This window comes from Serratia sp. NA_13, from assembly GCF_052691735.1.
Genome location: NZ_JBQZFV010000001.1, coordinates 178,949 through 203,418 on the forward strand (window position 1 = coordinate 178,949; position 24,470 = coordinate 203,418).

21 protein-coding genes and 1 other RNA gene are annotated in these 24,470 nt (G+C 54.0%); 12 read left to right on the forward strand and 10 right to left on the reverse strand.

Going from position 1 to position 24,470, the window contains the following annotated elements; genetic code table 11:
* Positions 1-320 precede the first annotated feature (320 nt).
* From arnB to ACUTSU_RS00875, 11 genes are all read left to right on the forward strand, one after another.
* Complete coding sequence (arnB, locus tag ACUTSU_RS00825; protein ID WP_445651056.1) at positions 321-1,475, forward strand: UDP-4-amino-4-deoxy-L-arabinose aminotransferase; 1,155 nt, start codon at positions 321-323, stop codon at positions 1,473-1,475.
* Entirely contained in the window at positions 1,462-2,442 is a 981-nt protein-coding gene (gene arnC, locus ACUTSU_RS00830) for an undecaprenyl-phosphate 4-deoxy-4-formamido-L-arabinose transferase (protein ID WP_445651057.1), read from the forward strand. Before arnB ends, arnC begins: the two co-directional genes overlap by 14 nt.
* Positions 2,442-4,424 carry a bifunctional UDP-4-amino-4-deoxy-L-arabinose formyltransferase/UDP-glucuronic acid oxidase ArnA gene (gene arnA, locus ACUTSU_RS00835; RefSeq protein ID WP_445653639.1) on the forward strand — a complete coding sequence of 661 codons (1,983 nt, stop codon included), beginning with the start codon at positions 2,442-2,444 and terminating at the stop codon, positions 4,422-4,424. Before arnC ends, arnA begins: the two co-directional genes overlap by 1 nt.
* Complete coding sequence (gene arnD, locus ACUTSU_RS00840; RefSeq protein ID WP_445651059.1) at positions 4,421-5,326, forward strand: 4-deoxy-4-formamido-L-arabinose-phosphoundecaprenol deformylase; 906 nt, start codon at positions 4,421-4,423, stop codon at positions 5,324-5,326. The genes arnA and arnD overlap by 4 nt, the downstream gene beginning before the upstream one ends.
* Positions 5,323-6,990, forward strand: a complete 1,668-nt coding sequence (gene arnT, locus ACUTSU_RS00845) for a lipid IV(A) 4-amino-4-deoxy-L-arabinosyltransferase (RefSeq protein ID WP_445651060.1) — start codon at positions 5,323-5,325, stop codon at positions 6,988-6,990. The genes arnD and arnT overlap by 4 nt, the downstream gene beginning before the upstream one ends.
* On the forward strand, positions 6,987-7,334 hold the full coding sequence (arnE, locus tag ACUTSU_RS00850) for a 4-amino-4-deoxy-L-arabinose-phosphoundecaprenol flippase subunit ArnE (RefSeq protein ID WP_445651061.1): 348 nt from the start codon (positions 6,987-6,989) through the stop codon (positions 7,332-7,334). Before arnT ends, arnE begins: the two co-directional genes overlap by 4 nt.
* The gene (gene arnF / locus ACUTSU_RS00855; RefSeq protein WP_445651062.1) at positions 7,331-7,723 is read left to right on the forward strand and encodes a 4-amino-4-deoxy-L-arabinose-phosphoundecaprenol flippase subunit ArnF; all 393 of its coding nucleotides are present in this window, start codon (positions 7,331-7,333) and stop codon (positions 7,721-7,723) included. The genes arnE and arnF overlap by 4 nt, the downstream gene beginning before the upstream one ends.
* Positions 7,724-7,893: 170 nt before the next feature.
* A complete protein-coding gene (locus tag ACUTSU_RS00860; RefSeq protein ID WP_012144893.1) occupies positions 7,894-8,358 on the forward strand; it encodes an NlpC/P60 family protein in 465 nt (154 codons plus the stop codon).
* A gap of 57 nt (positions 8,359-8,415) precedes the next feature.
* Positions 8,416-9,429 carry a lipoate--protein ligase A gene (locus ACUTSU_RS00865; RefSeq protein ID WP_445653640.1) on the forward strand — a complete coding sequence of 338 codons (1,014 nt, stop codon included), beginning with the start codon at positions 8,416-8,418 and terminating at the stop codon, positions 9,427-9,429.
* 553 nt (positions 9,430-9,982) lie between these two features.
* Positions 9,983-10,720: an EAL domain-containing protein gene (locus ACUTSU_RS00870; RefSeq protein WP_445651064.1), complete on the forward strand. Its 738-nt coding sequence runs from the start codon at positions 9,983-9,985 to the stop codon at positions 10,718-10,720.
* A gap of 253 nt (positions 10,721-10,973) precedes the next feature.
* Positions 10,974-12,416, forward strand: coding sequence for a protein adenylyltransferase SelO (locus tag ACUTSU_RS00875; protein WP_445653641.1), 1,443 nt, complete (start codon positions 10,974-10,976; stop codon positions 12,414-12,416).
* A gap of 49 nt (positions 12,417-12,465) precedes the next feature.
* Here the strand turns inward: ACUTSU_RS00875 and ACUTSU_RS00880 are convergent, their stop codons facing one another.
* The 9 genes from ACUTSU_RS00880 to ppsR all read right to left on the reverse strand — a co-directional run bounded on the left by ACUTSU_RS00880 (position 12,466) and on the right by ppsR (position 21,319).
* A complete protein-coding gene (locus ACUTSU_RS00880; RefSeq protein WP_445653642.1) occupies positions 12,466-13,251 on the reverse strand; it encodes a heme ABC transporter ATP-binding protein in 786 nt (261 codons plus the stop codon).
* Complete coding sequence (locus ACUTSU_RS00885) at positions 13,244-14,248, reverse strand: FecCD family ABC transporter permease (RefSeq protein ID WP_445651067.1); 1,005 nt, start codon at positions 14,246-14,248, stop codon at positions 13,244-13,246. The genes ACUTSU_RS00880 and ACUTSU_RS00885 overlap by 8 nt, the downstream gene beginning before the upstream one ends.
* A complete protein-coding gene (locus ACUTSU_RS00890; RefSeq protein WP_445653643.1) occupies positions 14,248-15,078 on the reverse strand; it encodes a heme/hemin ABC transporter substrate-binding protein in 831 nt (276 codons plus the stop codon). The genes ACUTSU_RS00885 and ACUTSU_RS00890 overlap by 1 nt, the downstream gene beginning before the upstream one ends.
* On the reverse strand, positions 15,075-16,109 hold the full coding sequence (locus ACUTSU_RS00895) for a hemin-degrading factor (RefSeq protein ID WP_445653644.1): 1,035 nt from the start codon (positions 16,107-16,109) through the stop codon (positions 15,075-15,077). Before ACUTSU_RS00895 ends, ACUTSU_RS00890 begins: the two co-directional genes overlap by 4 nt.
* A 63-nt stretch (positions 16,110-16,172) precedes the next feature.
* Positions 16,173-18,218, reverse strand: coding sequence for a TonB-dependent hemoglobin/transferrin/lactoferrin family receptor (locus tag ACUTSU_RS00900; protein ID WP_445653645.1), 2,046 nt, complete (start codon positions 18,216-18,218; stop codon positions 16,173-16,175).
* 93 nt (positions 18,219-18,311) lie between these two features.
* Positions 18,312-18,497, reverse strand: coding sequence for a hemin uptake protein HemP (hemP, locus tag ACUTSU_RS00905; RefSeq protein ID WP_445651071.1), 186 nt, complete (start codon positions 18,495-18,497; stop codon positions 18,312-18,314).
* Positions 18,498-18,665: 168 nt separating this feature from the next.
* Positions 18,666-19,151 (reverse strand): glutathione peroxidase, encoded by a 486-nt coding sequence (locus ACUTSU_RS00910; RefSeq protein WP_445651072.1) that lies wholly within the window; start codon positions 19,149-19,151, stop codon positions 18,666-18,668.
* 103 nt (positions 19,152-19,254) lie between these two features.
* On the reverse strand, positions 19,255-20,301 hold the full coding sequence (locus tag ACUTSU_RS00915; protein WP_445653646.1) for a 3-deoxy-7-phosphoheptulonate synthase: 1,047 nt from the start codon (positions 20,299-20,301) through the stop codon (positions 19,255-19,257).
* Between the two features lie 196 nt (positions 20,302-20,497).
* Positions 20,498-21,319 carry a posphoenolpyruvate synthetase regulatory kinase/phosphorylase PpsR gene (gene ppsR, locus ACUTSU_RS00920; protein WP_445651074.1) on the reverse strand — a complete coding sequence of 274 codons (822 nt, stop codon included), beginning with the start codon at positions 21,317-21,319 and terminating at the stop codon, positions 20,498-20,500.
* A 533-nt stretch (positions 21,320-21,852) separates the two neighbouring features.
* Between ppsR and ppsA the strand changes: the two genes are divergently transcribed.
* Positions 21,853-24,231, forward strand: a complete 2,379-nt coding sequence (ppsA, locus tag ACUTSU_RS00925) for a phosphoenolpyruvate synthase (RefSeq protein ID WP_445651075.1) — start codon at positions 21,853-21,855, stop codon at positions 24,229-24,231.
* 111 nt (positions 24,232-24,342) lie between these two features.
* On the opposite strand, the gene rprA is transcribed toward ppsA, so the two are convergent.
* Positions 24,343-24,453: antisense sRNA RprA (gene rprA, locus ACUTSU_RS00930), an RNA gene on the reverse strand.
* Between the last annotated feature and the right edge of the window lie 17 nt (positions 24,454-24,470).

The following is a 24,470-nucleotide window of genomic DNA, read 5'->3' on the forward strand; positions in this document are numbered from 1 at the left end:
TATTTCCCACCATTCCTCAAAATCCTCCTGTTAATCTTGAAAACCGTCGCTGACGTGCTACGATGATTAAGTTCAAACAGAATAATTAAATAATTACATATAACTATAACTAATTGATTATCAAATTAATTTAATTTATTGATGCCCCCCGCAGATCAGATGGTTAGCTGATAATAAATCGCATCTTAAGGTTTAGTTAAGCTTGCGGCCGTACATTGTCAGTTAATCCACCAGGAACGATTCTCTCTGGCGTTTAATATTCGTTAAATAAAAGAGGTCTAAAGTGTCATTAAAGCAATTTGATACGTTTGGGGCTAACTATGGATCAATTTTTACCTTTCTCACGCCCGGCGATTGGCGATGAAGAAATCGCGGCGGTAGAAAAGGTATTGCGCTCAGGCTGGATCACCACCGGGCCGCAAAATCAGCAGTTGGAAAGTGAGTTCTGTGCCACCTTCGGCTGTAAACACGCCATCGCCGTCTGTTCCGCTACTGCGGGCATGCATATCACCCTGATGGCGTTGAACATTGGCCCGGGTGACGAAGTTATCACCCCCTCCCAGACCTGGGTTTCTACCCTCAACATGATTGAATTACTCGGCGCGACGCCGGTGATGATTGACGTTGACCGCGATACGCTGATGGTCAGCGCCAGTGATGTTGAAGCCGCCATTACGACGAAAACCAAAGCCATTGTTCCGGTGCACTACGCCGGCGCACCGCTGCAGATGGATGCATTGCGTGAGGTGGCCAAGCACCACAATCTCCCTCTGATTGAAGACGCTGCTCATGCGGTGGGTGCCCGTTACAACGGTGAATGGGTGGGGGCTCGCGGCACGGCAATATTCTCATTCCATGCGATTAAAAACCTGACCTGTGCTGAAGGCGGTCTGATCACCACCGACGACGACGAATTGGCAGATCGCCTGCGCTGTCTGAAATTCCACGGCTTGGCCGTTGATGCTTTTGATCGCCAGCAACTGGGACGCAAGCCGCAGGCCGAAGTGGTCGAGCCTGGTTACAAATATAATCTTTCCGATATCCACGCGGCTATCGCCGTGGTGCAGTTGGCCCGCTTGCCGCAGCTTAATGCTCGCCGCAAGGCACTGGCGCAGCGTTACCTCACGGCTCTGGAAGGTTCGCCTTTCCTACCGTTGGGATTACCTGATTATCCGCACGACCATGCCTGGCATTTGTTTATGGTGCGCGTTGACGCTGAACGCTGCGGTATCGATCGCGATCAGTTGATGGAACGCCTGAAAGAAGTGGGTATCGGTACTGGCCTGCATTTCCGTGCCGCCCATACCCAGAAGTTTTATCGTGATCGCTATCCGCAGCTTTCCTTGCCCAATACCGAATGGAACTCGGCACGTCTATGCACCTTGCCGCTATTCCCTGATATGACCGACGCCGATGTTGATCGCGTGGTTAAAGCCTTGTCTTCTGTTGTGGAGTCGTTACGTGTCTCGCGTTGAACTGATAAAAAAAGTTTCGGTGGTGATCCCGGTATATAACGAGCAGGAAAGTTTGCCTGCCTTGCTCGAACGTACCACCGCCGCCTGTAAACAACTGACCCAACCTTATGAAATTATCCTGGTCGATGACGGCAGCAGCGACAATTCTGCCGATATGCTGACCGCCGCGGCCGAACAGCCGGGCAGCTGTGTGATTGCCGTGTTGCTCAACCGTAACTATGGGCAGCATTCGGCGATCATGGCCGGTTTCAATCAGGTAAGCGGCGATCTGGTGATTACGCTGGATGCCGATTTGCAAAACCCGCCGGAAGAGATCCCGCGTCTGGTAAAAGTGGCGGAAGAAGGTTACGACGTAGTGGGCACTGTGCGTGCCAACCGTCAGGATTCCTGGTTCCGCAAAAGCGCTTCCCGCATCATCAATATGATGATCCAACGTGCCACCGGTAAAACGATGGGTGATTATGGCTGCATGCTACGCGCCTATCGCCGCCATATTATCGAGGCGATGTTGAACTGCCACGAACGCAGTACCTTTATCCCCATTCTGGCGAATACCTTTGCCCGCCGCACCACTGAAATTGATGTGCTGCATGCGGAACGCGAGTTTGGCGACTCCAAATACAGCCTGATGAAGCTGATCAACCTGATGTATGACCTGATCACCTGCCTGACCACGACACCGCTGCGTTTGCTCAGCGTAGTGGGCAGTGTGGTGGCGCTGTCCGGTTTTGTGCTGGCGGTACTGTTGATCGCCCTGCGTTTGATTATGGGACCTGAATGGTCGGGCGGCGGGGTGTTCACCCTGTTTGCCGTGCTGTTTACCTTTATCGGCGCCCAATTTGTCGGCATGGGCCTGTTGGGAGAGTACATCGGTCGCATCTATACCGACGTTCGTGCTCGTCCCCGTTATTTTGTTCAGAAAGTGGTCGGTGAACAGCCGAACCACAATACTCAGGAAGAAGAATAATGAAAGCTATCGTATTTGCTTACCATGATATTGGCTGCGCTGGTCTGAAAGCGCTGACTGACGCGGGCTATGAGGTTCAGGCGGTATTCACTCATACCGACGATCCTGGTGAGAACAACTTTTTCTCCTCCGTTGCCCGTGCGGGGGCCGAATTGGAGTTGCCGGTTTATGCGCCGGAAGACGTTAACCACCCGTTGTGGATCGAACGTATCCGTGAGATGCAGCCTGACATTATTTTCTCATTCTATTACCGCAATATGTTGAGCGAAGAACTGCTGTCACTGGCGCCAAAAGGCGGCTTCAATCTGCATGGCTCACTGCTGCCGCATTACCGTGGTCGTGCACCGGTAAACTGGGCGCTGGTAAATGGTGAAACCGAAACCGGTGCCACGCTTCACAAAATGGTTAAGCGTCCGGATGCCGGTGATATTGTTGGCCAGCACAAAGTGGCGATTGCCGCTGACGATACCGCGCTGAGCCTGCACAAAAAAGTGCTGGAAGCGGCACAGGCGCTGCTGAAAGAACAACTGCCGAAGCTGAAAAACGGCACTGCCTCATTCACCAAGCAAAACGAAGCCGAAGCCAGTTATTTTGGTCGTCGCACTGCGGCAGATGGTGAAATTCTGTGGCATAAGTCCGCTCAGGAAATCAACAACCTGGTTCGCGCCGTGACCGAACCTTACCCTGGTGCTTTCAGCTACCTTGGCCAGCGTAAACTGATTGTTTGGCGTGCCCGTGTGCTGGATACCCAGCACGACAAGCAACCGGGTACCGTGCTCAGTACCTCTCCGCTGATCATTGCCTGCGGTGAAGGCGCGCTGGAAATTGTGGCCGGCCAAAACGATGTCGGTTTGTACGTGCAAGGCAGCCGTTTGGCGCAGGAAATGGGTATCGTCACCGACGTGCGCCTGGCCGCCAAGCCAAACGCAGTGATGAAACGCAGAACCCGCGTGCTGATCCTTGGCGTGAACGGTTTTATCGGTAACCACCTGACCGAACGCCTGCTGCGCGATGACCGCTACGATATCTACGGTCTGGATATCGGTTCTGATGCCATCAGCCGTTTCCTGGATAACCCGCGTTTCCATTTTGTGGAAGGGGATATCAGCATCCACTCCGAGTGGATCGAGTACCACATCAAAAAATGTGACGTGATCCTGCCGCTGGTGGCGATTGCCACACCGATTGAATACACCCGCAACCCACTGCGCGTATTCGAGCTGGATTTCGAAGAAAACTTGAAAATTGTCCGCGACTGCGTGAAATACAACAAGCGCATTATCTTCCCGTCCACCTCCGAGGTGTACGGCATGTGTGACGACAAGGAATTCGACGAAGACCACTCACGCCTGATTGTCGGCCCGATCAACAAACAGCGCTGGATTTACTCGGTATCCAAGCAGTTGCTGGATCGAGTGATCTGGGCCTACGGTGCCAAAGAAGGCTTGAAGTTCACGCTGTTCCGTCCGTTTAACTGGATGGGCCCACGCCTGGATAACCTGGATGCCGCACGTATCGGTTCTTCCCGTGCCATTACCCAGTTGATCCTCAACCTGGTGGAAGGTTCGCCAATTAAATTGATGGACGGCGGGGCGCAAAAACGTTGCTTCACCGACATCAATGACGGTATCGAAGCGCTGTTCCGCATTATCGAAAACCGTGATGGCCTGTGCGATGGCCAGATCGTTAACATCGGTAACCCGACCAACGAAGCCAGCATTCGCGAATTGGCAGAAATGCTGCTCGAAAGCTTCAATAACCATCCGCTGCGCGAGCGTTTCCCGCCGTTTGCCGGCTTCAAGGATGTTGAAAGCAGCAGCTATTACGGTAAAGGCTATCAGGACGTTGAGCACCGCACGCCGAGCATCAAGAATGCTCGCCGCTTGCTGGATTGGCAGCCAACCATCGCCATGCAGCAAACCGTCGCTGATACGTTGGATTACTTCCTGCGTACGACCGTTCAGGAAGGTGATGGTGCATGAAGAAAGTCGGTCTGCGAGTTGACGTAGATACCTTCAGCGGCACCCGGGAAGGGGTGCCGCAGTTGCTGGAGCTGTTCGACAAGTACAATATTCAGGCCAGTTTCTTCTTCAGCGTTGGACCGGACAATATGGGGCGCCATTTGTGGCGCCTTTTACGTCCGAAATTCCTGTGGAAAATGCTGCGCTCCAATGCCGCATCACTGTACGGCTGGGATATTTTGCTGGCAGGCACGGCCTGGCCGGGGCGTAATATTGCCCGTGCCCTGGGGCCGTTGATGAAACTGACTGCCCAGGCTGGGCATGAAGTGGGGCTGCACGCCTGGGATCACCAGGGTTGGCAGGCCAAAGTTGGCCGATGGTCAGAAGCGCAACTGATGCAGCAGGTTCAGCTCGGTGTAGATGCGTTGGCCAACAGTACCGGTCAGCCTGTCAAATGTTCGGCGGTTGCCGGTTGGCGTGCCGATACGCGGGTGCTGGAAGTGAAGCAGCGCTTTGGTTTTCACTACAACAGCGATTGCCGTGGCACCCATCCTTTCCGTCCGGTGTTAAGCGATGGTCGGTTGGGAACCGTACAGATCCCGGTCACGTTGCCCACCTTTGATGAGGTGATTGGCAGTGAAGTCAGTATGAGCGACTTCAACGATTATATTCTGCTGGCGATTGAAAACGATTGTGGTGTGCCGGTGTATACCATTCATACCGAAGTGGAGGGCATGTCACAGGCCGCAATGTTTGAGCAGTTACTGCAGCGGGCGCAACGGCAGGGCATAGAATTCTGTCCGTTAAGCGCACTGTTGCCTCAAGATTTGGCGTCATTGCCATTGGGCCGCGTCGAGCGTGCTTCTTTCCCTGGCCGCGAAGGTTGGCTGGGTTGTCAAACCGATGTGAAGGACGATTCATGAAGGCGCTAAAAGGATCATGGGCCATTTTGTTGGCCATTTTTTTTTCTTTGGTTTACCTGATTCCGCTCAACGGTCGCCTGCTATGGCAACCGGATGAAACCCGCTACGCCGAGATTAGCCGCGAAATGCTGCAACGCGGCGACTGGGTAGTGCCAAATTTGCTTGGTCTGCGTTATTTTGAAAAGCCGGTGGCCGGCTACTGGTTCAATAACATCAGCCAATGGTTGTTTGGCGATACCAACTTTGCGGTACGTTTCGGTTCGGTATTCAGTACCGGTATAACGGCGTTGCTGGTATTTGCACTGGCGATGTTGATGTGGCGCAATGCGCGCCGCGCCAGCCTGGCGACGTTGATTTTCCTGTCGATGGTTCTGGTGTTCAGTATCGGCACCTACAGCGTGTTAGACCCAATGATTTCCTTGTGGCTGGCCGCCGCGATGGTCAGTTATTATCTGACGCTGAAAGCGACCACGGCCAAAGGCAAGCTGGGCACCTACGTGCTGTTGGGGCTGGCCTGCGGTATGGGCTTTATGACCAAGGGCTTCCTGGCACTGGCGGTGCCGGTGATCGCGGTGATCCCGATTGTCATTCAACAACGGCGAATTAAAGATCTGCTGATCTATGGCCCAGTGGCTATCGTGGTGGCAGTACTGTTGAGCTTGCCTTGGGCACTGGCCATCGCACAGCGTGAGCCGGATTTCTGGAACTACTTCTTCTGGGTGGAGCATATTCAACGTTTCGCCGAGGACAACGCGCAACATAAAGCCCCGTTCTGGTATTACATCCCGATTTTGATGGCGGCGGTGTTGCCCTGGTTGGCGCTGCTGCCGGGATCCTTGCTCAAAGGCTGGCGGGAACGCGTTCTGCGCCCGGAACTGTTCTTCCTGCTTAGCTGGGTCATGATGCCGTTGATCTTCTTCAGCATCGCCAAGGGCAAGCTGCCGACCTATATTCTGCCGTGCATGGCCCCCCTGGCATTGCTGATGGCGGCCTATGCCGAAGATTGCGTGGCGGCATTGCGCAGCAAGGTATTCAAGGTTAACGCCGTATTAAACGGATTGTTTGGCTTAATTGGCATCTTGGCGCTGGTGGTTCTGGGCTCCGGACTGTTACCCAAAGTGCATTTGTTTACCGCACAGGAGTGGCCGAAGATTGTTATCGGCATTATCGCCTTTGCCGGTTGGTTATTGTTTGCCGTAGTATCGGTGCGTAACAATGCGCAACGTTGGAGCTGGGCAGCGGCTTGTCCATTACTGCTGTGCCTGTTGATTGGTTACGCCATTCCGCAACAGGTGACCGACTCCAAGCTGCCGCAAAACTTTATCCGGGTGAATATGGCTGAATTAGGCCATAGCCGCTACGTGCTGACCGACAGCGTTGGCGTGGCGGCAGGTTTGGCCTGGGAGTTGAAGCGCAGCGATGTATTGATGTTTAACCAGAAGGGAGAGGTTTCTTATGGTTTGGAATATCCGGATGCGCGCAGTCATTTCATCAGCGACAGTGATTTCCCGCAGTGGTTGGCGCAGGCGCGCAAGCAGGGGGATGTCTCACTGGTGTTGCAGTTATCGCGTGGAGAAAGCGTTGATCAGCAAAACCTGCCTAAGCCAGATAAGGTCGAGGTGATGAACCGCCTGGCGTTGTTCTGGTACCAACAGCAGCCATGATAGTCGGCTATTTGTTGGTGGTCGTGGTCAGTCTGCTCACCTGTGGTGGGCAGCTGTGCCAGAAACAGGCCGCTCTGAGCTGGCAGTTACCCCCCGACGTCAGACGGGGGGTAACGCTGCGCTGGTTGGCGCTGGCCGTTTTGTTGCTGGGGCTGGGCATGGCGGTGTGGCTTAACGTATTGCAACGTTTGCCGCTTAGCCTGGCCTATCCGGCGCTCAGCCTGAATTTTGTACTGGTAACGCTGGCCGCCCGCTGGCTGTTTAATGAGCCCACTACCGCACGCCATTGGTACGGAGTGGCTTCAATCATGCTGGGGATCCTGCTGATGAGTATCAATCCATGAGAGGCTATGCCTGGGGCGCGGCCAGCGTGCTGCTAGTCACGCTGGCACAGTTGCTGATGAAGTGGGGCATGGCCCAGATCCCACTGATGTCATTTGCCGACGTCACACTGAACCTGTTTATTCAGTACTGGTTGCCGTTACTGACGGTCAGCGGCGGCATTTTCGGCTATGCGCTATCAATGCTGTGCTGGTTCTTCGCGTTGCACCATTTGCCACTTAACCGTGCTTATCCTCTGTTGAGTGTAAGCTACGCGCTGGTCTATCTGGCAGCGGTGCTTCTGCCCTGGTTTAATGAGTCCGCCACGCTGATGAAAACCTTGGGCACGCTGTTTATCCTTTTTGGCGTGTGGCTGATTAACAGTCAGACCAAGGTAAAAACGCCCCAGTAGAGCAAAAGCGGTGTCAATTCGATTATCTCCTTCACCATGCTTGCCTTTTTCCCCCGCTGGGGGATAAATTAGCCCCAAACAGCGCTTTCCTTAGCTAGTGTCGGCTTTGCCTCGCAGGCGGTAGGCTTTGCGGGGGCATGAAGCGGCAATCTGTTCAATGAAGGGATATTATGCGGATGCGTATTTGGTTTTTATTAGCCAGTTTAATTCTTGCCGGTTGTAGCAGCCATGCACCGCCGCCGAGCGGTAAATTGGCCGATTCGATTGTGGTTGTCGCTCAGTTAAACGAACAGCTGCGTCAATGGTACGGCGCTCCTTATCGCTATGGCGGGTTAGACCGCGGTGGCGTCGACTGCTCTGGGTTTGTTTATCGCACCTTCAGCGATCGTTTCGATATGCAATTACCACGCTCTACTGAAGAGCAAACCTCGCTGGGAACCAAAGTCTCGCGCGATGAGCTGATGCCAGGTGATCTGGTGTTTTTCAAAACCGGTGGTGGTGAGAATGGTTTGCACGTTGGTATTTATGACACCAACGATCAGTTTATCCATGCCTCGACCAGCCGCGGCGTGATACGTTCCTCGCTGAACAACGTATACTGGAAGAAGGTTTACTGGCAGGCGCGGCGCATTTAGTTCTAACCTCTTGATTTGGTGTATCATGGCGGTATCATATCCTTAACGGTGACTGCTATGAGTAACTTACGCCTGCTGATTTCCGATTCCTACGATCCCTGGTTCAATCTGGCCGTGGAAGAGTGCATCTTCCGTGAAATGACGACGCAGAAAATTCTGTTCTTGTGGCGCAATGCCGAAACCGTGGTCATTGGTCAGTCACAAAACCCCTGGAAAGAGTGCAACACCCGCCGCATGGAGCAGGACGGTATTCGTCTGGCACGCCGCAGCAGCGGCGGTGGTGCGGTATTCCACGATTTGGGCAATAGCTGTTTTACCTTTATGGCGGGAAAACCCGGTTACGATAAAACCGTCTCTACCGGCATTATTCTGCAGGCTCTGGCTCAGTTGGGCATTACGGCCAGCGCATCGGGACGCAATGATCTGGTGATTGAGACCGCAGAGGGCGTGCGTAAAATCTCCGGCTCGGCCTACCGGGAAACTCAGGATCGCGGGTTCCACCATGGCACCCTGTTGCTGAACGCGGATCTCAATCGCCTGGCCGATTACCTTAATCCGGACCCTAAAAAGCTGCAGGCCAAGGGCATCACCTCGGTACGTTCTCGCGTTGCCAATCTGGCGGAGTTTAAGGCCGATATCAGCCACCAGCAGGTATGCGAGGCTATAACTCAGGCGTTCTTTGACTATTATGGTGAGGCTGCGAAAGCAGAAATCATTTCTCCCGATGTTTACCCCGACTTGCCGGATTTTGCCGCTCAGTTTGCCAAACAAAGCAGCTGGGAATGGAATTTCGGCAAGGCGCCTGCGTTCAGTCACCTGCTCAATGAGCGGTTTTTCTGGGGTGGGGTAGAGATCTTCTTTGACGTGGAAAAAGGCGCCATTTGCCGGGCGCAGATTTTTACCGACAGCCTCAATCCGGCACCGTTGCAACGGTTGGCCGAGATGCTGGTGGGCTGCACCTATCGCAGTGAGGCGTTGGCTGATTGTTGCGATGCTTTGATTGTGCAGTACCCAGAACAGGCCGCAGAATTAACCGAACTGCGTCAATGGTTGCTTGAAACGATCAAATAACGTGTGGATCCTGAATGCTCCGGGATGAGGCAACTCATCCCTTTTTTATGTCACAAGTTTGCCTCTCTTCCATGTCGCAATCCTTTTTTTCAAAAAAAATTCAACAAAAACATTAAGATAGCATATTTACCCGAAAATCAAGGTGGGCATTTTTTTGCCGATTTAATGCAAGGAATAACGCCAGGAATTGATGCGTTATTAAACTTAATCAGTTAAGCTCACTGCGTTGTACATAGGCCAGAGATACGGGTTTGATATTTAAAGTAGAGTAGGAATTTCTTTAATTAAAACAATGTCGATAAGTAAAATTTTCAGAATTACCCTATCCCATAAGCTAAATATTTCTCAAATTCATGCCGTGGGCGACGGTTGTAGCCTTAAGAAAAATTGATTTTATATCCGCGTTGCGTTCGCCCAATATAGCTTTAATCTATCAATTAAATGATAAATCGTGACTGACTGCATTGATATTTCCGATTAATCTCAGAGGGATTGATCGATAAAATATATTGATATACGATGAGAGCTTCGCCATTCAGCCTATGGCATTGAAATGAAAATCCAACTCGAAGCTGACTTTATTAGTAGCTATGTTTTTCAACCTGTTTACTCAATGGAGGGCAGGCTGTTGGCGGTGGAAATCCTGAGCCGCTTTGATAGTCTGGACGGTGATTTGGCGATGCCGGCTGACATTGGGATTAATTTATTGTCCACCGATCAAAGGATTGAGTTATTTAATGAACAATTGAGTTTGGCGGAGCAGAATGCCGCCTGGTTTTTTGAAAATGAGGTATTGTTGACGCTTAATGTCGAAGAAACCCTGGCCGATTTGATTCTTGCTGACGGTCAATTGTGCGAACGGATCAGACAATGGTCATTTATCGCCTTTGAAATCAGCGAGGGTTTTCCGAATCTTTCGGCGGGGAAAAACAATGAAAAAATTCGTCGGCTTAGTGAGAAATTCTCACTGTGGTTGGACGACTTTGGTTCTGGTCAGGCAACGCTAACCGCATTGTATGATGGTCTATTCGACTACGTGAAAATCGATAAGCGTTTTTACTGGCAGTTGTTTACCCACCAGGGTTATGACGTGGTGATTGACTCGCTATTAAAGAATATCAATCTGCTGTGCAAGGGAGTCATCGTAGAGGGAATTGAGAGGAAGGAATATTTTAATAAGCTCAGACACGCCGGCATTTTTGGCCTGCAAGGTTTTTTATGGCCCAGCGTTGGTGTGGATAATTTGGCGGCGTTACGGGTAACACCCGATGAGTTCAAAAACAATAATTGAGAGTACTGCACACACAATGGTTCCAATAATGGACGGGATGAGGTGGTTGCTATCCCGGTACTGTTATTCATTATCAATCTCTCGCTGATAAAGTATTTTATTCATCAGCGCAAAAAGTTTTTTAAGCCGTATCGGCATACATAAAAGCCAATCCACTCGCATCTGTCCTGGTATCAGGCAGATGCGTTCTCCCTGCATTTCTTCCGTGTTAATCCCTTCGTTCAGGCTCTACACTAGGTGGAACGGAGGGCCTATGCCGCAGTTTGAAAATGCTTACCAACAACAATTAGCCGGTTTTTATACCGAATTGAACCCCACGCCGTTAAAGGGCACTCGCCTGCTGTATCACAGCGAGCCACTGGCGCGTGAGTTGGGACTGGACGAGAGTTGGTTTACCCAGGATAAAACCCCGTTTTGGGCGGGAGAAACGCTGCTGCCGGGTATGCGACCGCTGGCACAGGTGTACAGCGGCCATCAGTTCGGCATCTGGGCCGGGCAGTTGGGTGATGGTCGCGGCATTCTGCTGGGTGAACAACGGCTGGCGGATGGCCGCAGCATGGACTGGCATCTGAAAGGGGCCGGTATGACGCCGTATTCACGTATGGGCGATGGCCGTGCTGTGCTGCGCTCGGTGATCCGTGAGTTCCTGGCATCCGAGGCATTGCATCATCTGGGCATTCCAACCACGCGTGCATTGACCATAGTGACTAGCGAGCAGCCCGTCTATCGCGAACAGGCCGAGCGTGGGGCGATGCTGTTACGCATAGCGGAAAGCCACGTGCGCTTCGGTCATTTCGAACATTTTTATTACCGTAAGCAGCCGGAGCAGGTGCAGCAGTTGGCTGATTTTGTGATTGCCCGCCACTGGCCGCAGTTTAAAGATCAGAGCGATGGCTATCTGCTGTGGTTTACCGATGTGGTCGAACGCACCGCCCGGCTCATCGCCCATTGGCAGACTGTCGGTTTTGCTCACGGCGTGATGAACACCGATAACATGTCGATTCTGGGCATCACCATCGATTATGGGCCGTACGGCTTCCTTGACGATTATAAGCCCGACTATATCTGTAACCATTCCGATCATCAGGGGCGTTATGCCTATGATAACCAGCCGGCGGTGGCGCTGTGGAACCTTCACCGCCTGGCGCAAACCCTGTCCGGGCTGATGAGCACCGAGCAGCTGCAAAATGCGCTGGCAGCCTATGAACCAGCCCTGATGCGTGCCTATGGGGAACAGATGAGGGCCAAGCTCGGCTTCTTCACCCAGTCGCAGCAGGATAACGATTTGCTGACCGGATTACTGAGTCTAATGGCGCAAGAGGGGCGGGACTATAGCCGGACATTCCGCTTGCTAAGCCAGACGGAGCAGCAGCAGGCGCAGTCGCCACTGCGAGATGAATTTATCGATCGCGCCGCATTCGATGGCTGGTATCAGCAATACCGCCAGCGTTTGCAGCAGGAACAGGTGAGTGACGCGCAGCGCCAGCAGGCAATGAAGGCGGTGAATCCGAAGCTAATCCTGCGCAACTATTTGGCGCAACAGGCGATTGAAAGTGCTGAACAGGATGATGTCAGTAAGCTGGCGCGGCTGCATCAGGCTTTACTGGCACCGTTTGCGGATAACCCAGAGTATGACGATCTCGCCGCGTTGCCGCCGGATTGGGGCAAACATCTGGAGATTTCTTGCTCTAGCTGATTGATGAAGAAAGATGACGGGCGCGGCAACAGCGCGCCCGGTAAAAAAACTACTGACGCAAATACACCTGTGGCAGCGCCACTTCCGGGTGATGAACCACACCCAGATCCGCCTGATACCAACGGGTGAGAATATCTGCCTGCAACACTTCCTGCGGCGTGCCGGTCGCGACCAATTGCCCCTGATGCATCAATAAAATGCGATCCGCATACAATGCCGCGAGATTGAGATCGTGCAATACACAGCATGCCGCAATCGGTTGTTGCCGCGTCAGGGTACGCAGCAGCCTGAGCGTATGTTGCTGGTGGTAGAGATCCAGTGCCGAGGTCGGTTCGTCAAGAAACAGCCAGGCCGGCGTTGGCTGCGGTTGCCAAAGCTGCGCCAGCACGCGGGCGAGTTGCACTCGTTGCTGTTCGCCGCCGGAGAGCTGGCGATAATCGCGCTGGGCCAATTCGAGACAGTCGGTTTGCGCCATCACCTGTTGTACCGCCCGTCGCGCGTCGCGTTTGCCGTGGGGTGCGCGGCCCATACTGACCACTTCTTCTACAGTAAAGGGGAAGGCCAGATCGCTATGTTGACGCATGACCGCGCGCACTTTCGCCAACAGCTGCGGTTGCCACTGTTCCAGCGGTCGACCGAGCAACTGGCATTCGCCACAGCCTGGGGTCAGATAACCGGTTAACAGGCGCAGTAACGTTGACTTACCGGCGCCGTTCGGCCCAATAATCGCCACCATCTCGCCGCTATTGATGCTGAGCGAGACATCGTTGATCAGCCGCCGCGAACCCAGACTGTAACGTAGCTGCTGCGCCGTCAGGCTTGCTGTGTTATCCACCCACGCGCTCCCGCTGGCGCATGACCAGCCATAAGAAATAAGGCCCGCCGATCAGGCTGGTCATTAAACCGACCGGCATTTCTGCCGGAGCCACCAGCGTGCGCGCCAGCGTATCGCTGACCAACAGCAGGCTGGCTCCCCCCAGTGCAGAACAGGGCAGCAGCCAACGGTGGTCGCCACCGAGGCGCATGCGCACCAAATGCGGCACCACCAGGCCGATAAAGCCGATCACGCCACTCATCGCTACCGCTGCACCTATCAGCAATGCGCTTAACAGCAGCAGCTGTAGCTTGGCACGCTGAACATTCACACCGAGGTAATGAGCCTCTTCATCTCCCAGTTGCAGCAGATTCAGGCGGCGCGCCTGCAAGAGCGTTAGCAGGGTGGTTGGCAGGATCAGCGAGGCGGAAACGGCCAACGTTGGCCATTGCGACTGGCTCAGGCTGCCCATCATCCACAGTGAAAACTGGCGCAGTTGCTGGTCGCTACTGAGGTAAGACAACACGCCAATTGCCGCCATACACAGGGCGTTGATGGCGATACCTGCCAGCAGCAGGCGCGACAGGCTGCCGTGGCCGCTGCGGCTGATGCCGTAAATCAACAGCGATACCAGCATGCTGCCGAGAAATGCCGCCAGCATGTGACCATACAGGGCAATTACCGGCGGCAGGGCCAGCGGCATAACGATAATCAGCGCAACAAACAGCGCGCCGCCGCTACTGATACCCAACAGGCTGGGATCGGCCAAGGGGTTACGGAACAACCCCTGCATTACGGCACCGGATACCGCCAGCGCGCAGCCTATCACTACCGCCAGCAGTACGCGTGGCAAACGGATATTCAGCCAGATATGCCAGGACGTGTCGCTGAAAGGCTGTTGCCACAGGGTGCGGAATGACAGCGTCAGCGCGCCCATATTGGCAGCGCCCAAAGCCAACACTGCCAACAGTACCAGCAGGCTGGTCATCGCCAGACGGGGAGAGGTACGACAGCGCATTACTTTTGCTCCGCCGCATGACGCAGCTTGGCCAGAGCGGCGGGAGTTTCCAGCCCAAAGCCCAGCAGCGCCATATCGTCAACTACCAATATGCGATGTTGTTTACCTGCCGGGGTGAGAGCCATGCCCGGCAATTTCCACAGCTGTTGTTCGCCGCCGAGCGTTTTTATGCCGTCAGTGGTGACCAGCAGCAAATCCGGTGCGCTGGCGATCACGCCTTCCTGTGACAGCGGCCGATAGCGACTGAATCCCTGCATGGCATTCTTCAGACCCGCAGCGGTGATGACCGCGTCGGCGGCAGTGTGTTGCCCGGCGGCCATTGGCGTAATACCGCCGTGGCTCATGACGAACAACACCCTGACCGGCAACGCATCGGTTTTCACTGCCGCCAATTGCTGCTGGTAACGGGTGCTCAGCTGCTTGCCCTGATCGGTGCGCTGAAGCGCACTGGCGATCACAGCGATTTTTTCCGGCACGCTTTGCAAGGTGGTATCGCCGGGAATGCGCACGACTTTAACGCCACTTTCTTCCAGCTGTTTGAGCACCAACGCAGGTTCGGCCAATTCGGTGGTCAGTACCAGCGAGGGTTTCAGCGCCAAAATACCTTCGGCATTGAGCTGGCGCATGTAACCGACATCCGGCAGTTTTTTAACCGCTTCCGGCTGCAGGCTGGTGCTGTCTCGCGCTATCACTTCATCGCCCGCGCCCAGGGCGAAGGCAATTTCGGTGACGTCACCGCCTATCGAGACAATACGTTCTGCCGCCGCAGCGGTGAACGGCAACGCTAGCGCAATGCACAGCGCCAGACGACGGGTCAATGAAGATTTCATGCGGCAATGTCCTTGGGTTCAAGCGCGGCAACCTGCTCACGCCACTGAGTTTGCTCCGGCTGGCCTTCGGTACGCTGGCCGTAAAGTTGAGCAATCTGGGTACCGTCGGCGGCAAACAGTTCCAGACTGGTGACGAAGCCGTCTTTAGTGGGTTTGCGGGTGATCCAGCTTTCGGCGATCGCATCTTCGATCAGGTGCAGGGTGAAGTGGCGATTAAACACGTTAATCCAGCCTTCCTGCGGCATCAGGCGTTCAATCTGACCGGTGAAGATCTGCACGCAGCCGCGGTTGCCGACAAAAATCATGATTTCGTTCTGCAGGCCCATCGCGGCGTTAAGCAATTGGCTCAGGGCACCGTTATCAACCCGATAGGCCAAATCGTTACCGACGGCGCTGAAGGCTTGCTGGCGGGTCAGTTTGTTGCGGCTCAACAACTGGAAGAACTGGTGAACGTCGGTCATTTCGCGCCATTCCCGATCAATTTTGTCGGCATCTGGTGAGGTGTTACCGACCGTGGCGTCTGCCGGTTGCAGTTCCAGCTTCGGGTTTTCCGCATTCAGGTGGCGTTCAACCAGTGCCATCCAGGCAGGGAGATCGGTTTCATCGGTGGTGTAAACCTTATGCAGTGCGTCGCCCTGATGATCGAAGAACTGAATGCTGTGTCGTACGCCGCGCTTGTTGGTTTCGCTCATGGCGAAAGCGCTGGCCCACTGGTTGAGGAACAGGCGCAGATCCAGCTCGCGCGGATTGAGGATCAGCCCGGCGTGGCCGTTCAGGTGCTGGTTGCGATAACGGCCCATTTGCTCGTGCACCGCGTAGCTGTTGCGGGTAATGGATTTGGTGACGCCGACCTGTTCGAGTTCGGTCAGCAAGGTACGGGCATCGGCCTGCAGACGATAGGTGTCCTGACCGACGCGGGCGTGGGTCAGTTCTGCTTCACTGACGCCAAGAATTTCAGCCAGGTCACGCGCATATTTGCCTGGATTATCAATTTTTGCCTGCTGGTAGCGTGCATATAGGGTATTGCTCATTGCGGGTTCTCCTGTGTGAGAGTCAGGCGGCGGGCAATCTTCATGCCCGCCGGATTCAAAAGGTTACCACTGATAGCTGACCAGCAGTTTGGCATTGCGCCCGTCCTGCGGAATGCCTTGTGGCGAGTAGTATTCTTTATCAAAGGCATTGCCCAGCACCACCGTGGTGGTCACGCCCTGCAGGCGATCGCGGCCTTTATAGCTCAGGTAGAAATCGTTGACGCCATAGCCGCCTTGCTCCGCCGTGCCGGTTGCCACGTGGGTGGATCTTTCGGCGAAGGTCGTTACCCAACCGGTCGACAGGCCGCTTTCACCCAAAGGGACGTCAAGCGAACTGGTAACCGTATCCGGGTTGATGTCGCTTAGCCATTCGCCGCTGTTGCCGTTCAACTCACCGCTGCGTGACTTATCTTTACCGCGCGTACGGTTGTAGGCCAGATCCCAATTAAACCACGGGGTTTGATAGCTCAGCGATGTATCCCAACCCCAGATTTTAGCGCGTGAGATATTTTGCGAGGCAGTCTGAGTCCGGGTGACGTACAGGCTGATGTAGTCTTTGGCATCGGTGTCGAAGTAGCTGGCTTTGAACTGCAGGTTATCGCCAGCCATCAGTAAATCGTCGAAGCGCAGGCCGAAACCGTACTCCGCGGTGCTGGTGGTTTCAGGTCTCAGATTTGGGTTGGGCACCCAATAGTTGCCGGGAAAGTGTCTGGAGTCATTGTACATTTCGCCCATGGTAGGTGCGCGGAAAGCTTGGGAATAAGAACCGAACAACATCAACCAATCGGTAGGTGAATAGGTCAGTGCGCCGCGGGATGACCACTTATCCGCATTAACATCATCATGGCCCTGGCTGCTGCCTTTGTAATTGTCGTAACGCGTTCCTGCCAGAAGGGTGACGGGGATATCACGCAACGTAATTTCATCCTGCAACCAGCCCGAGGCGAAGTCGATTTTAGCCTGTGGGAAGCTGGTAGTGGCGCCGCCTGGCGCTTGTTTTTGTTGATAGCTTTCTGAACCGTAGGTCAGCAGGTGCGAAGCGAAACTGTCGGCAAACAGGCGGGTGCGGTTTTCCAGTTTGACGCCGTGGGTGGTTTGCTTACGGAATTCATCCGTGGAGCCGGCATCGTGAGCGTTAATTTTGACTTCTGAGGTATACACCTTAACGTCGGCGTCCAGCCATTGCTGATTTTGCGGTTTAAGCTTATAGCTCAACGCCGCATCGCGCTGGATAGTCGAGCGTTGGGTCATAGGATTGCTGCGGGAAAAATTGGGTTCCTGCGGGTTTTTTGGCTCACGGGCGCTGTTATTGTAATAGCGCAGATCGCCGCTCAGTGACTGAGCATCATCGATTTTCCAGGTTCCCTTGGCCAGCACATTGCTGATGGTTTCATCGTTGGGGGCATCAAAGCCGTTGCCCTGGCGTAGATCGCCGACGTCACGGGTACCGAACGACAACAGGCCGTCGAGATTGTCTGTCTTGCCATAGGCGCTGGCGCCCATACCCAGGCTATGATCGCCGCTGCCGGCGGTGCCGTAGACCCGGTAGCCAGTATCATGACCCGGCAACAGCAGATCGGCGGCATCCACGGTTTCATAGGCGATCACCCCTCCCAAAGCCCCGCTGCCATACAGCATGGCGGCGGGGCCTTTAACCACCTCAATGCGTTTTACCAACGCCGGATCAAGGAAGGTGGCACCAATGTGCCCGGTGTCTGTGCCCTGGCGGATGCCATCGACCAGCGTCAATACGCCATTTTTACCGTAGCCGCGCATAGAAACATCCTGACCGTTGCTACGGCCGGTACCATTGATGGTAAGCCCCGGTACGCGGCGTAGCATATCGGCGGCGCTGGTGGCGGTCTGGCTTTCAGGCGAATTACCCTCGATCACCGTAACCATCATCGGTGCTTCAAAGCTGCTGCGTGCGTTGCCGGTGGCGGCGACGGTCAGGGTTTCGTCGCTGGCGTTGTCCTTTTTTACCTGCGGGGTCGTGGAAGAAGAAGCAGGGGTTTCGCTGGTCTGTGCAAAAGTCACCGTCGGCAGAGTACAGGCAATCGCCAGACTCAATGCGGATAAACGCAGCCGGGTGGAATAGATCAGAGGCATGTCGCAACTCTCCGTATGTTTTAAACATATCAATAGATTTGCTGGCTGCCTGGATCAAAAAGGATCGGGGTGGCTGGCGTTAAGGGATGGGAATTATTTGGTCAGGATCAATTTCCCGGCTTTGGTCTGTCGTAACTGATAGCGCTGGCCCTGATGGATGATGATCGCCACGCCATCGGCATCGAGCAGTTGTGCACTGTCGTAGCAAGGCGGCGTCGTCAGGCCGCTTTCAGCGGTGTGAACAGCCTGGGCAGGCAGGTTGGGGTGGTGGTTATCCATCGTCATATGTTTATGAAACAGACCATTAAATGGTAATTAATATTAAAGCGAGAATCATTATCATGTGAGTGAAAGGTTACATCAAGGAAAATTTTCTTACCAATGGAAGCTTTTTACAGAAAGGGGATGTGGGATGGGCTGAGATGGCTCAGCCCGTAAAATTCAGGGTTATTTCAGCAGGGTTTCAATGCGCTCAAACAGACGTTCGGGTTTGGTGATCGGTGCGTAGCGTTTTACCCGCTGGCCGTCGGCGGTCAGCAGGAACTTGGTGAAGTTCCATTTAATGCGTTGAGTGCCCAGAACGCCCGGTGCCAGGCGTTTTAATTCGTTGAACAACGGATGTGCGCCTGGGCCATTAACTTCAACTTTGCTGAACAGCGGGAAGCTGACGCCATAGTTCAGCGTGCAAAAGTTGGCAATCTCCAACGGATCGCCGGGTTCCTGTGCGCCGAACTGATTGCAGGGAAAGCCCAGTACCATCAGGCCTCGTTCGCGGTAGAACTGCCACAGGTTTTCCAGCCCGTGGTATTGAGGAGTAAATCCGCATTTGCTGGCGGTGTTGACCACCAGATAAGCCCGGGCAGGGAAGTCGCCCAGGGTTTTGTGCTCCCCTTGCAGGGTGACACAGGGGATGGATAACAGTGAGTGGATCATGCTGGAACTCCATATCCTTTCCATGGGGAACTGAGAGAATTGCTACCAGTATAGATGAGTGAGTGGTGGGCGGAAAAGCCGGGGCGGGGCCCCGGCGATGGGATCAGAAACGGGTGTCTACCGCATCGGCCAGCATGGCCAGCAGCTGTTCGCTGTCGGACCAGCTCAGGCAAGGGTCGGTGATCGATTGGCCATAGGTCAGCGGTTGACCGGCAACGATTTTCTGGGTGCCTTCCACCAGGAAGCTTTCTGCCATTACGCCGGCGACGGCGACAGAACCGGCGCGGATCTGCTGGCAGACGTTTTCGGCCACTTCCAACTGGCGGCGATGCAATTTCTGGCAGTTGCCGTGGCTAAAATCGATCACCAGTTGTTCGGGCAGATCGAATTCGCGCAGGCTGTCGCAGGCGGCGACCACATCTGTAGCATGGTAGTTCGGTGTTTTGCCACCACGCATGATGATATGGCCATAAGGATTGCCGCTGGTCTGATAGATAGTCATCTGGCCATGCTTGTCCGGCGACAGGAACATATGCCCGGCGCGGGCTGCACGAATAGCGTCAATCGCGATACGGGTATTGCCGTCAGTGCCGTTTTTAAAGCCTACCGGGCAGGACAGTGCCGAGGCCATTTCACGGTGGATCTGGCTTTCGGTGGTCCGTGCGCCAATCGCGCCCCAACTGATCAAATCAGCAATGTATTGGCCAACCACCATGTCCAGGAACTCGGTGGCGGTGGGCAGGCCGAGCTGGTTAACTTCCAGCAGCAGTCTGCGCGCCATCTCGATCCCGCGATTGACCTGGAAGGTGCCATCCAGTGACGGATCGGAGATCAGGCCTTTCCAGCCCACCACGGTGCGCGGTTTTTCAAAATAGGTGCGCATCACGATTTCGAGGCGGTCCTGGTAACGGATGCGCAACGCATTCAATCGGCCGGCATAATCGATGGCGGCGTCAAGATCGTGAATAGAGCAAGGGCCGATAACCACCAACAGGCGACGGTCTTCACCGGTCAGGATTTTTTCAATTCGCTGCCGCGAGGCCGTTACACTGTCCGCGATTTCCGCCGAGATTGGCAACTTCTCCGCCAGATCTTGCGGTGTGACGAGGCTATCGATGCGCGCGGTCCGCAGTTCATCTGTTTTGTGCATGATTTTCTCTAAAGACTTTTCTTCTCTGCGGCAGGAGTGCCGGGAAGTGATGGCGATCACAATAACGTAAAAACCGATGAATTCAACCGGAGAAACTGTGTTCTGTTGATCAGAACCGCTAAAAAAAGCACAAAAAACATGGCCTGTGGGGAATTAATCAACAGATGGCAGGGGCTTCCCCACCATCTTGTCAGGATCAGAACATCCGGCGACTCATTCCCAGAATATCCAGGATTTTGGTCGAGATCTCTTCCACCGAATAATTGGTGGTGTTCAGATAACGGATCTGGTTTTTACGGAACAGCGCTTCGACTTCTGCAAGCTCCATCCGGCACTGGCGAATGGAAGCATAACGGCTGTTTTCGCGCCGTTCTTCACGGATGGCGGCTAACCGCTCCGGATCGATCGTCAGGCCGAAAAGCTTGTGCTGAAACGGCTTCAGCGCGGTGGGGAGGTGCAAGTTGTCCATATCGTCGGCGGTAAACGGATAGTTGGCCGCACGGATACCGAACTGCATCGCCAGATACAGGCTGGTGGGTGTTTTGCCGCAGCGCGAAACGCCGAGTAAAATCACCTGTGCTTGATCGAGGTTACGCAATGAAATGCCGTCATCATGGGCTAACGTGTAGTCAATAGCCGCGATACGGGCGTCATATTTACCGAGATTGCTGGCGGTCAACCCGTGGGTGCGGTTCGGCACCGGGGTAGGTTCTACTTCCAGTTCCCCCTGTAACGGGCCAACCAGCGCCTGCACGATGTCCTGGCAGAAACCTTCGCTCTGGGTAATGACCTTGCGTACTTCCGGCGAAATGATCGAGTAAAACACTAACGGCCGCACGCCGGTATCACGATAGATATCATTAATCTGCTGGCAAACCCCACGGGCCCGGGCTTCGGTTTCCACAAAGGGCAGCGTAAAGGTGGTGGCCTTCACCGGAAATTGCGACAACACCGCGTGGCCCAAAACCTCCGCGGTGATCGCCGTACCGTCCGAAATATAAAAAACGCTTCTTTCCACCTTGGGCTCCTTACCTGAAATAGTGACGTCACTATCACGTCTATTAGTCTTTATCATGGGCTGCAGAGGATCCAACGGTAAAGAGGCAGGCAAAAAAATTGTGATAGTGTGGGCAGAGTCGACGAATAAAAAGGTCGGTCGGGGAATAAACGATGGCGATAAAAATACGGGGCTAAAACACTATTTTAAATTTTATGAAAAAAGGAGGTTTATTTCCAATGAGGAATTATTGGTCTGGATGGCGCTATTTTCATCAAAGACTGCGTAAATAACAGGGGTTTTAAAACTGAAGTTTAAAAAATACTTAATTTGTTGAGATTTAAGCTATTAGTGCGACAGGGAACGATTCCAGGCCGGTTTTGCGTTTCAGGAAGTTTTCCTAAAATCCACTTTCTTCACCGGGTTGATCGATTCACCTTTCCATTTCCTATGGATCATTGTGCTAGTCTGACTCGGCACCGTTTTAGCGGCGCTGAGAAAGCAAGCGAATTAAATCCGTCTATACCCTACTGATAGCAATAAGGATTGTCTCGATGTCCAACAATGGCCCAGACTTGCGTAATGTGCTTTGGTACAACCAGCTCGGCATGCACGACGTTGACCGTGTCGGCGGCAAAAATGCCTCCCTCGGTGAAATGATCACCAATCTTTCCGATTTGGGCGTGGCCGTGCCAAACGGTTTTGCCACCACCGCGCAGGCGTTTAACGATTTCCTCGAGCAAAGCGGTGTTAACCAGCGCATCTATCAGTTACTGGATCAAACTGACGTTGACGATATTGCTCAATTGACCAAGGCGGGCGCACAAATCCGTCAATGGATTATCGACACGCCATTCCATGCGGAATTCGAGCGTGAAATTAACCTGGCTTACCAGCAACTGGCCGACGGCGAGCCGGAAGCGTCATTTGCCGTGCGTTCCTCCGCCACAGCAGAAGACATGCCGGATGCCTCCTTTGCCGGCCAGCAGGAAACCTTCCTCAACGTGCAGGGTATCAACGCCGTGATGGTGGCGATTAAGCATGTTTATGCCTCCCTGTTTAACGACCGCGCCATTTCCTACCGGGTACATCAGGGCTATGACCATCGCGGCGTGGCCTTGTCGGCCGGCGTACAGCGCATGGTGCGTTCTGACCTGGCGTCTTCCGGCGTCATGTTCACCATCGATACCGAATCCGGTTTTGATCAGGTGGTGTTTATCACCTCCGCCTTCGGTCTGGGCGAAATGGTGGTGCAGGGCGCCGTCAACCCGGACGAGTTCTATGTGCACAAACCGACGCTGCTGAGAGGCAACCCGGCTATCGTGCGCCGTAATCTCGGCTCGAAGAAAATCCGTATGGTGTATGCGCCATCGCAGGATCACGGCAAGCAGGTCCAAATTGAAGACGTTCCAGAGCAGCAACGCAATCGTTTCTCTCTGACCGACGAAGAAGTTCAGGGGCTGGCCCATCAGGCACTCCTGATCGAAAAACACTACGGCCGCCCGATGGACATCGAGTGGGCTAAAGACGGCCATACTGGCAAATTGCTGATCGTGCAGGCCCGTCCGGAAACCGTACGCTCTAACGAGCAAACGATGGAGCGTTATCAGCTTAACGCGACCAGCCCGGTGCTGGTGGAAGGGCGTGCTATCGGCCACCGCATTGGCGCAGGTCCGGTGAAGGTCATCCATAACATCAGCGAGATGGATCGTATTGAGCCAGGCGACGTGCTGGTAACTGACATGACCGATCCGGACTGGGAACCGATCATGAAGAAAGCCGCCGCCATCGTCACCAACCGTGGCGGCCGTACCTGCCATGCGGCGATCATCGCGCGTGAACTGGGCATTCCGGCGGTGGTTGGCTGTGGTAACGCGACCGATTTGCTGAAAGAAGGTCAACAGGTCACCGTTTCTTGTGCAGAAGGTGATACCGGCTTCGTCTACAGCGATATCCTCGATTTTAACGTGCAGAGTTCCGAAGTGACCGAACTGCCGGATCTGCCGCTGAAGATCATGATGAACGTCGGCAACCCTGACCGTGCCTTTGACTTCGCGCGTTTGCCGAATGAAGGTGTGGGCCTGGCCCGTTTGGAATTTATCATCAACCGTATGATTGGCGTGCATCCGAAGGCGTTGCTGGAGTTTGATCAGCAGACTCCGGAGCTGCAAGCGGAAATCAGGACGCTGATGCAGGGCTACGACCATCCGGTCGAGTTCTATGTCGGCCGTTTGACGGAAGGGATCGCAACGCTGGGCGCCGCGTTCTGGCCGAAGCGAGTGATCGTGCGCCTGTCCGACTTCAAATCCAATGAGTATGCCAACCTGGTCGGCGGCGAGAAGTATGAGCCGCATGAAGAGAACCCAATGTTGGGCTTCCGCGGTGCCGGTCGTTACGTGTCCGACAATTTCCGTGACTGTTTCGCGATGGAATGTGAGGCGGTAAAACGCGTGCGTAACGAAATGGGCCTGACCAACGTTGAGATCATGGTGCCGTTTGTTCGCACGGTGGAACAGGCGGAGGCGGTGGTGGCCGAATTGGCACGCCAGGGTCTCAAGCGCGGTGAGAACGGCCTGAAAGTGATCATGATGTGCGAGATCCCATCAAATGCGCTGTTGGCAGATCAGTTCCTGCAGCACTTTGATGGCTTCTCCATTGGCTCCAACGACATGACTCAGTTAACCCTGGGGCTGGATCGTGACTCGGGCGTGGTGTCTGAGCTGTTTGACGAGCGTAACGAAGCGGTGAAAATTCTGCTGTCGATGGCGATTCAGGCGGCCAAGCGTCAGGGCAAATACGTCGGTATTTGCGGCCAGGGCCCGTCCGACCATGAAGACTTTGCCGAATGGTTGATGGATCAGGGTATCGACAGTCTGTCGCTCAACCCGGATACCGTGGTGCAAACCTGGGTTAATTTGTCGAAGAGAACATAATTTTCGCAATAGGGAATAATGTTCAAGGCTAAAGCCGTAACTCAGGTTACGGCTTTATTATTTCTGAATGTAAATAAAAAGGCGCAGTGAATAAAGGCGGTCAAAAAAAGAATAAAAAAAAGCCCATCATAAAAGACGGGCAAAGACTACACACAGCAATTCACATGTATGGCATTACATTGTTTGGAAATCTTGCTTTAAATCAGGTATTTGAAGCAATAGATGGCAATAATACTAGA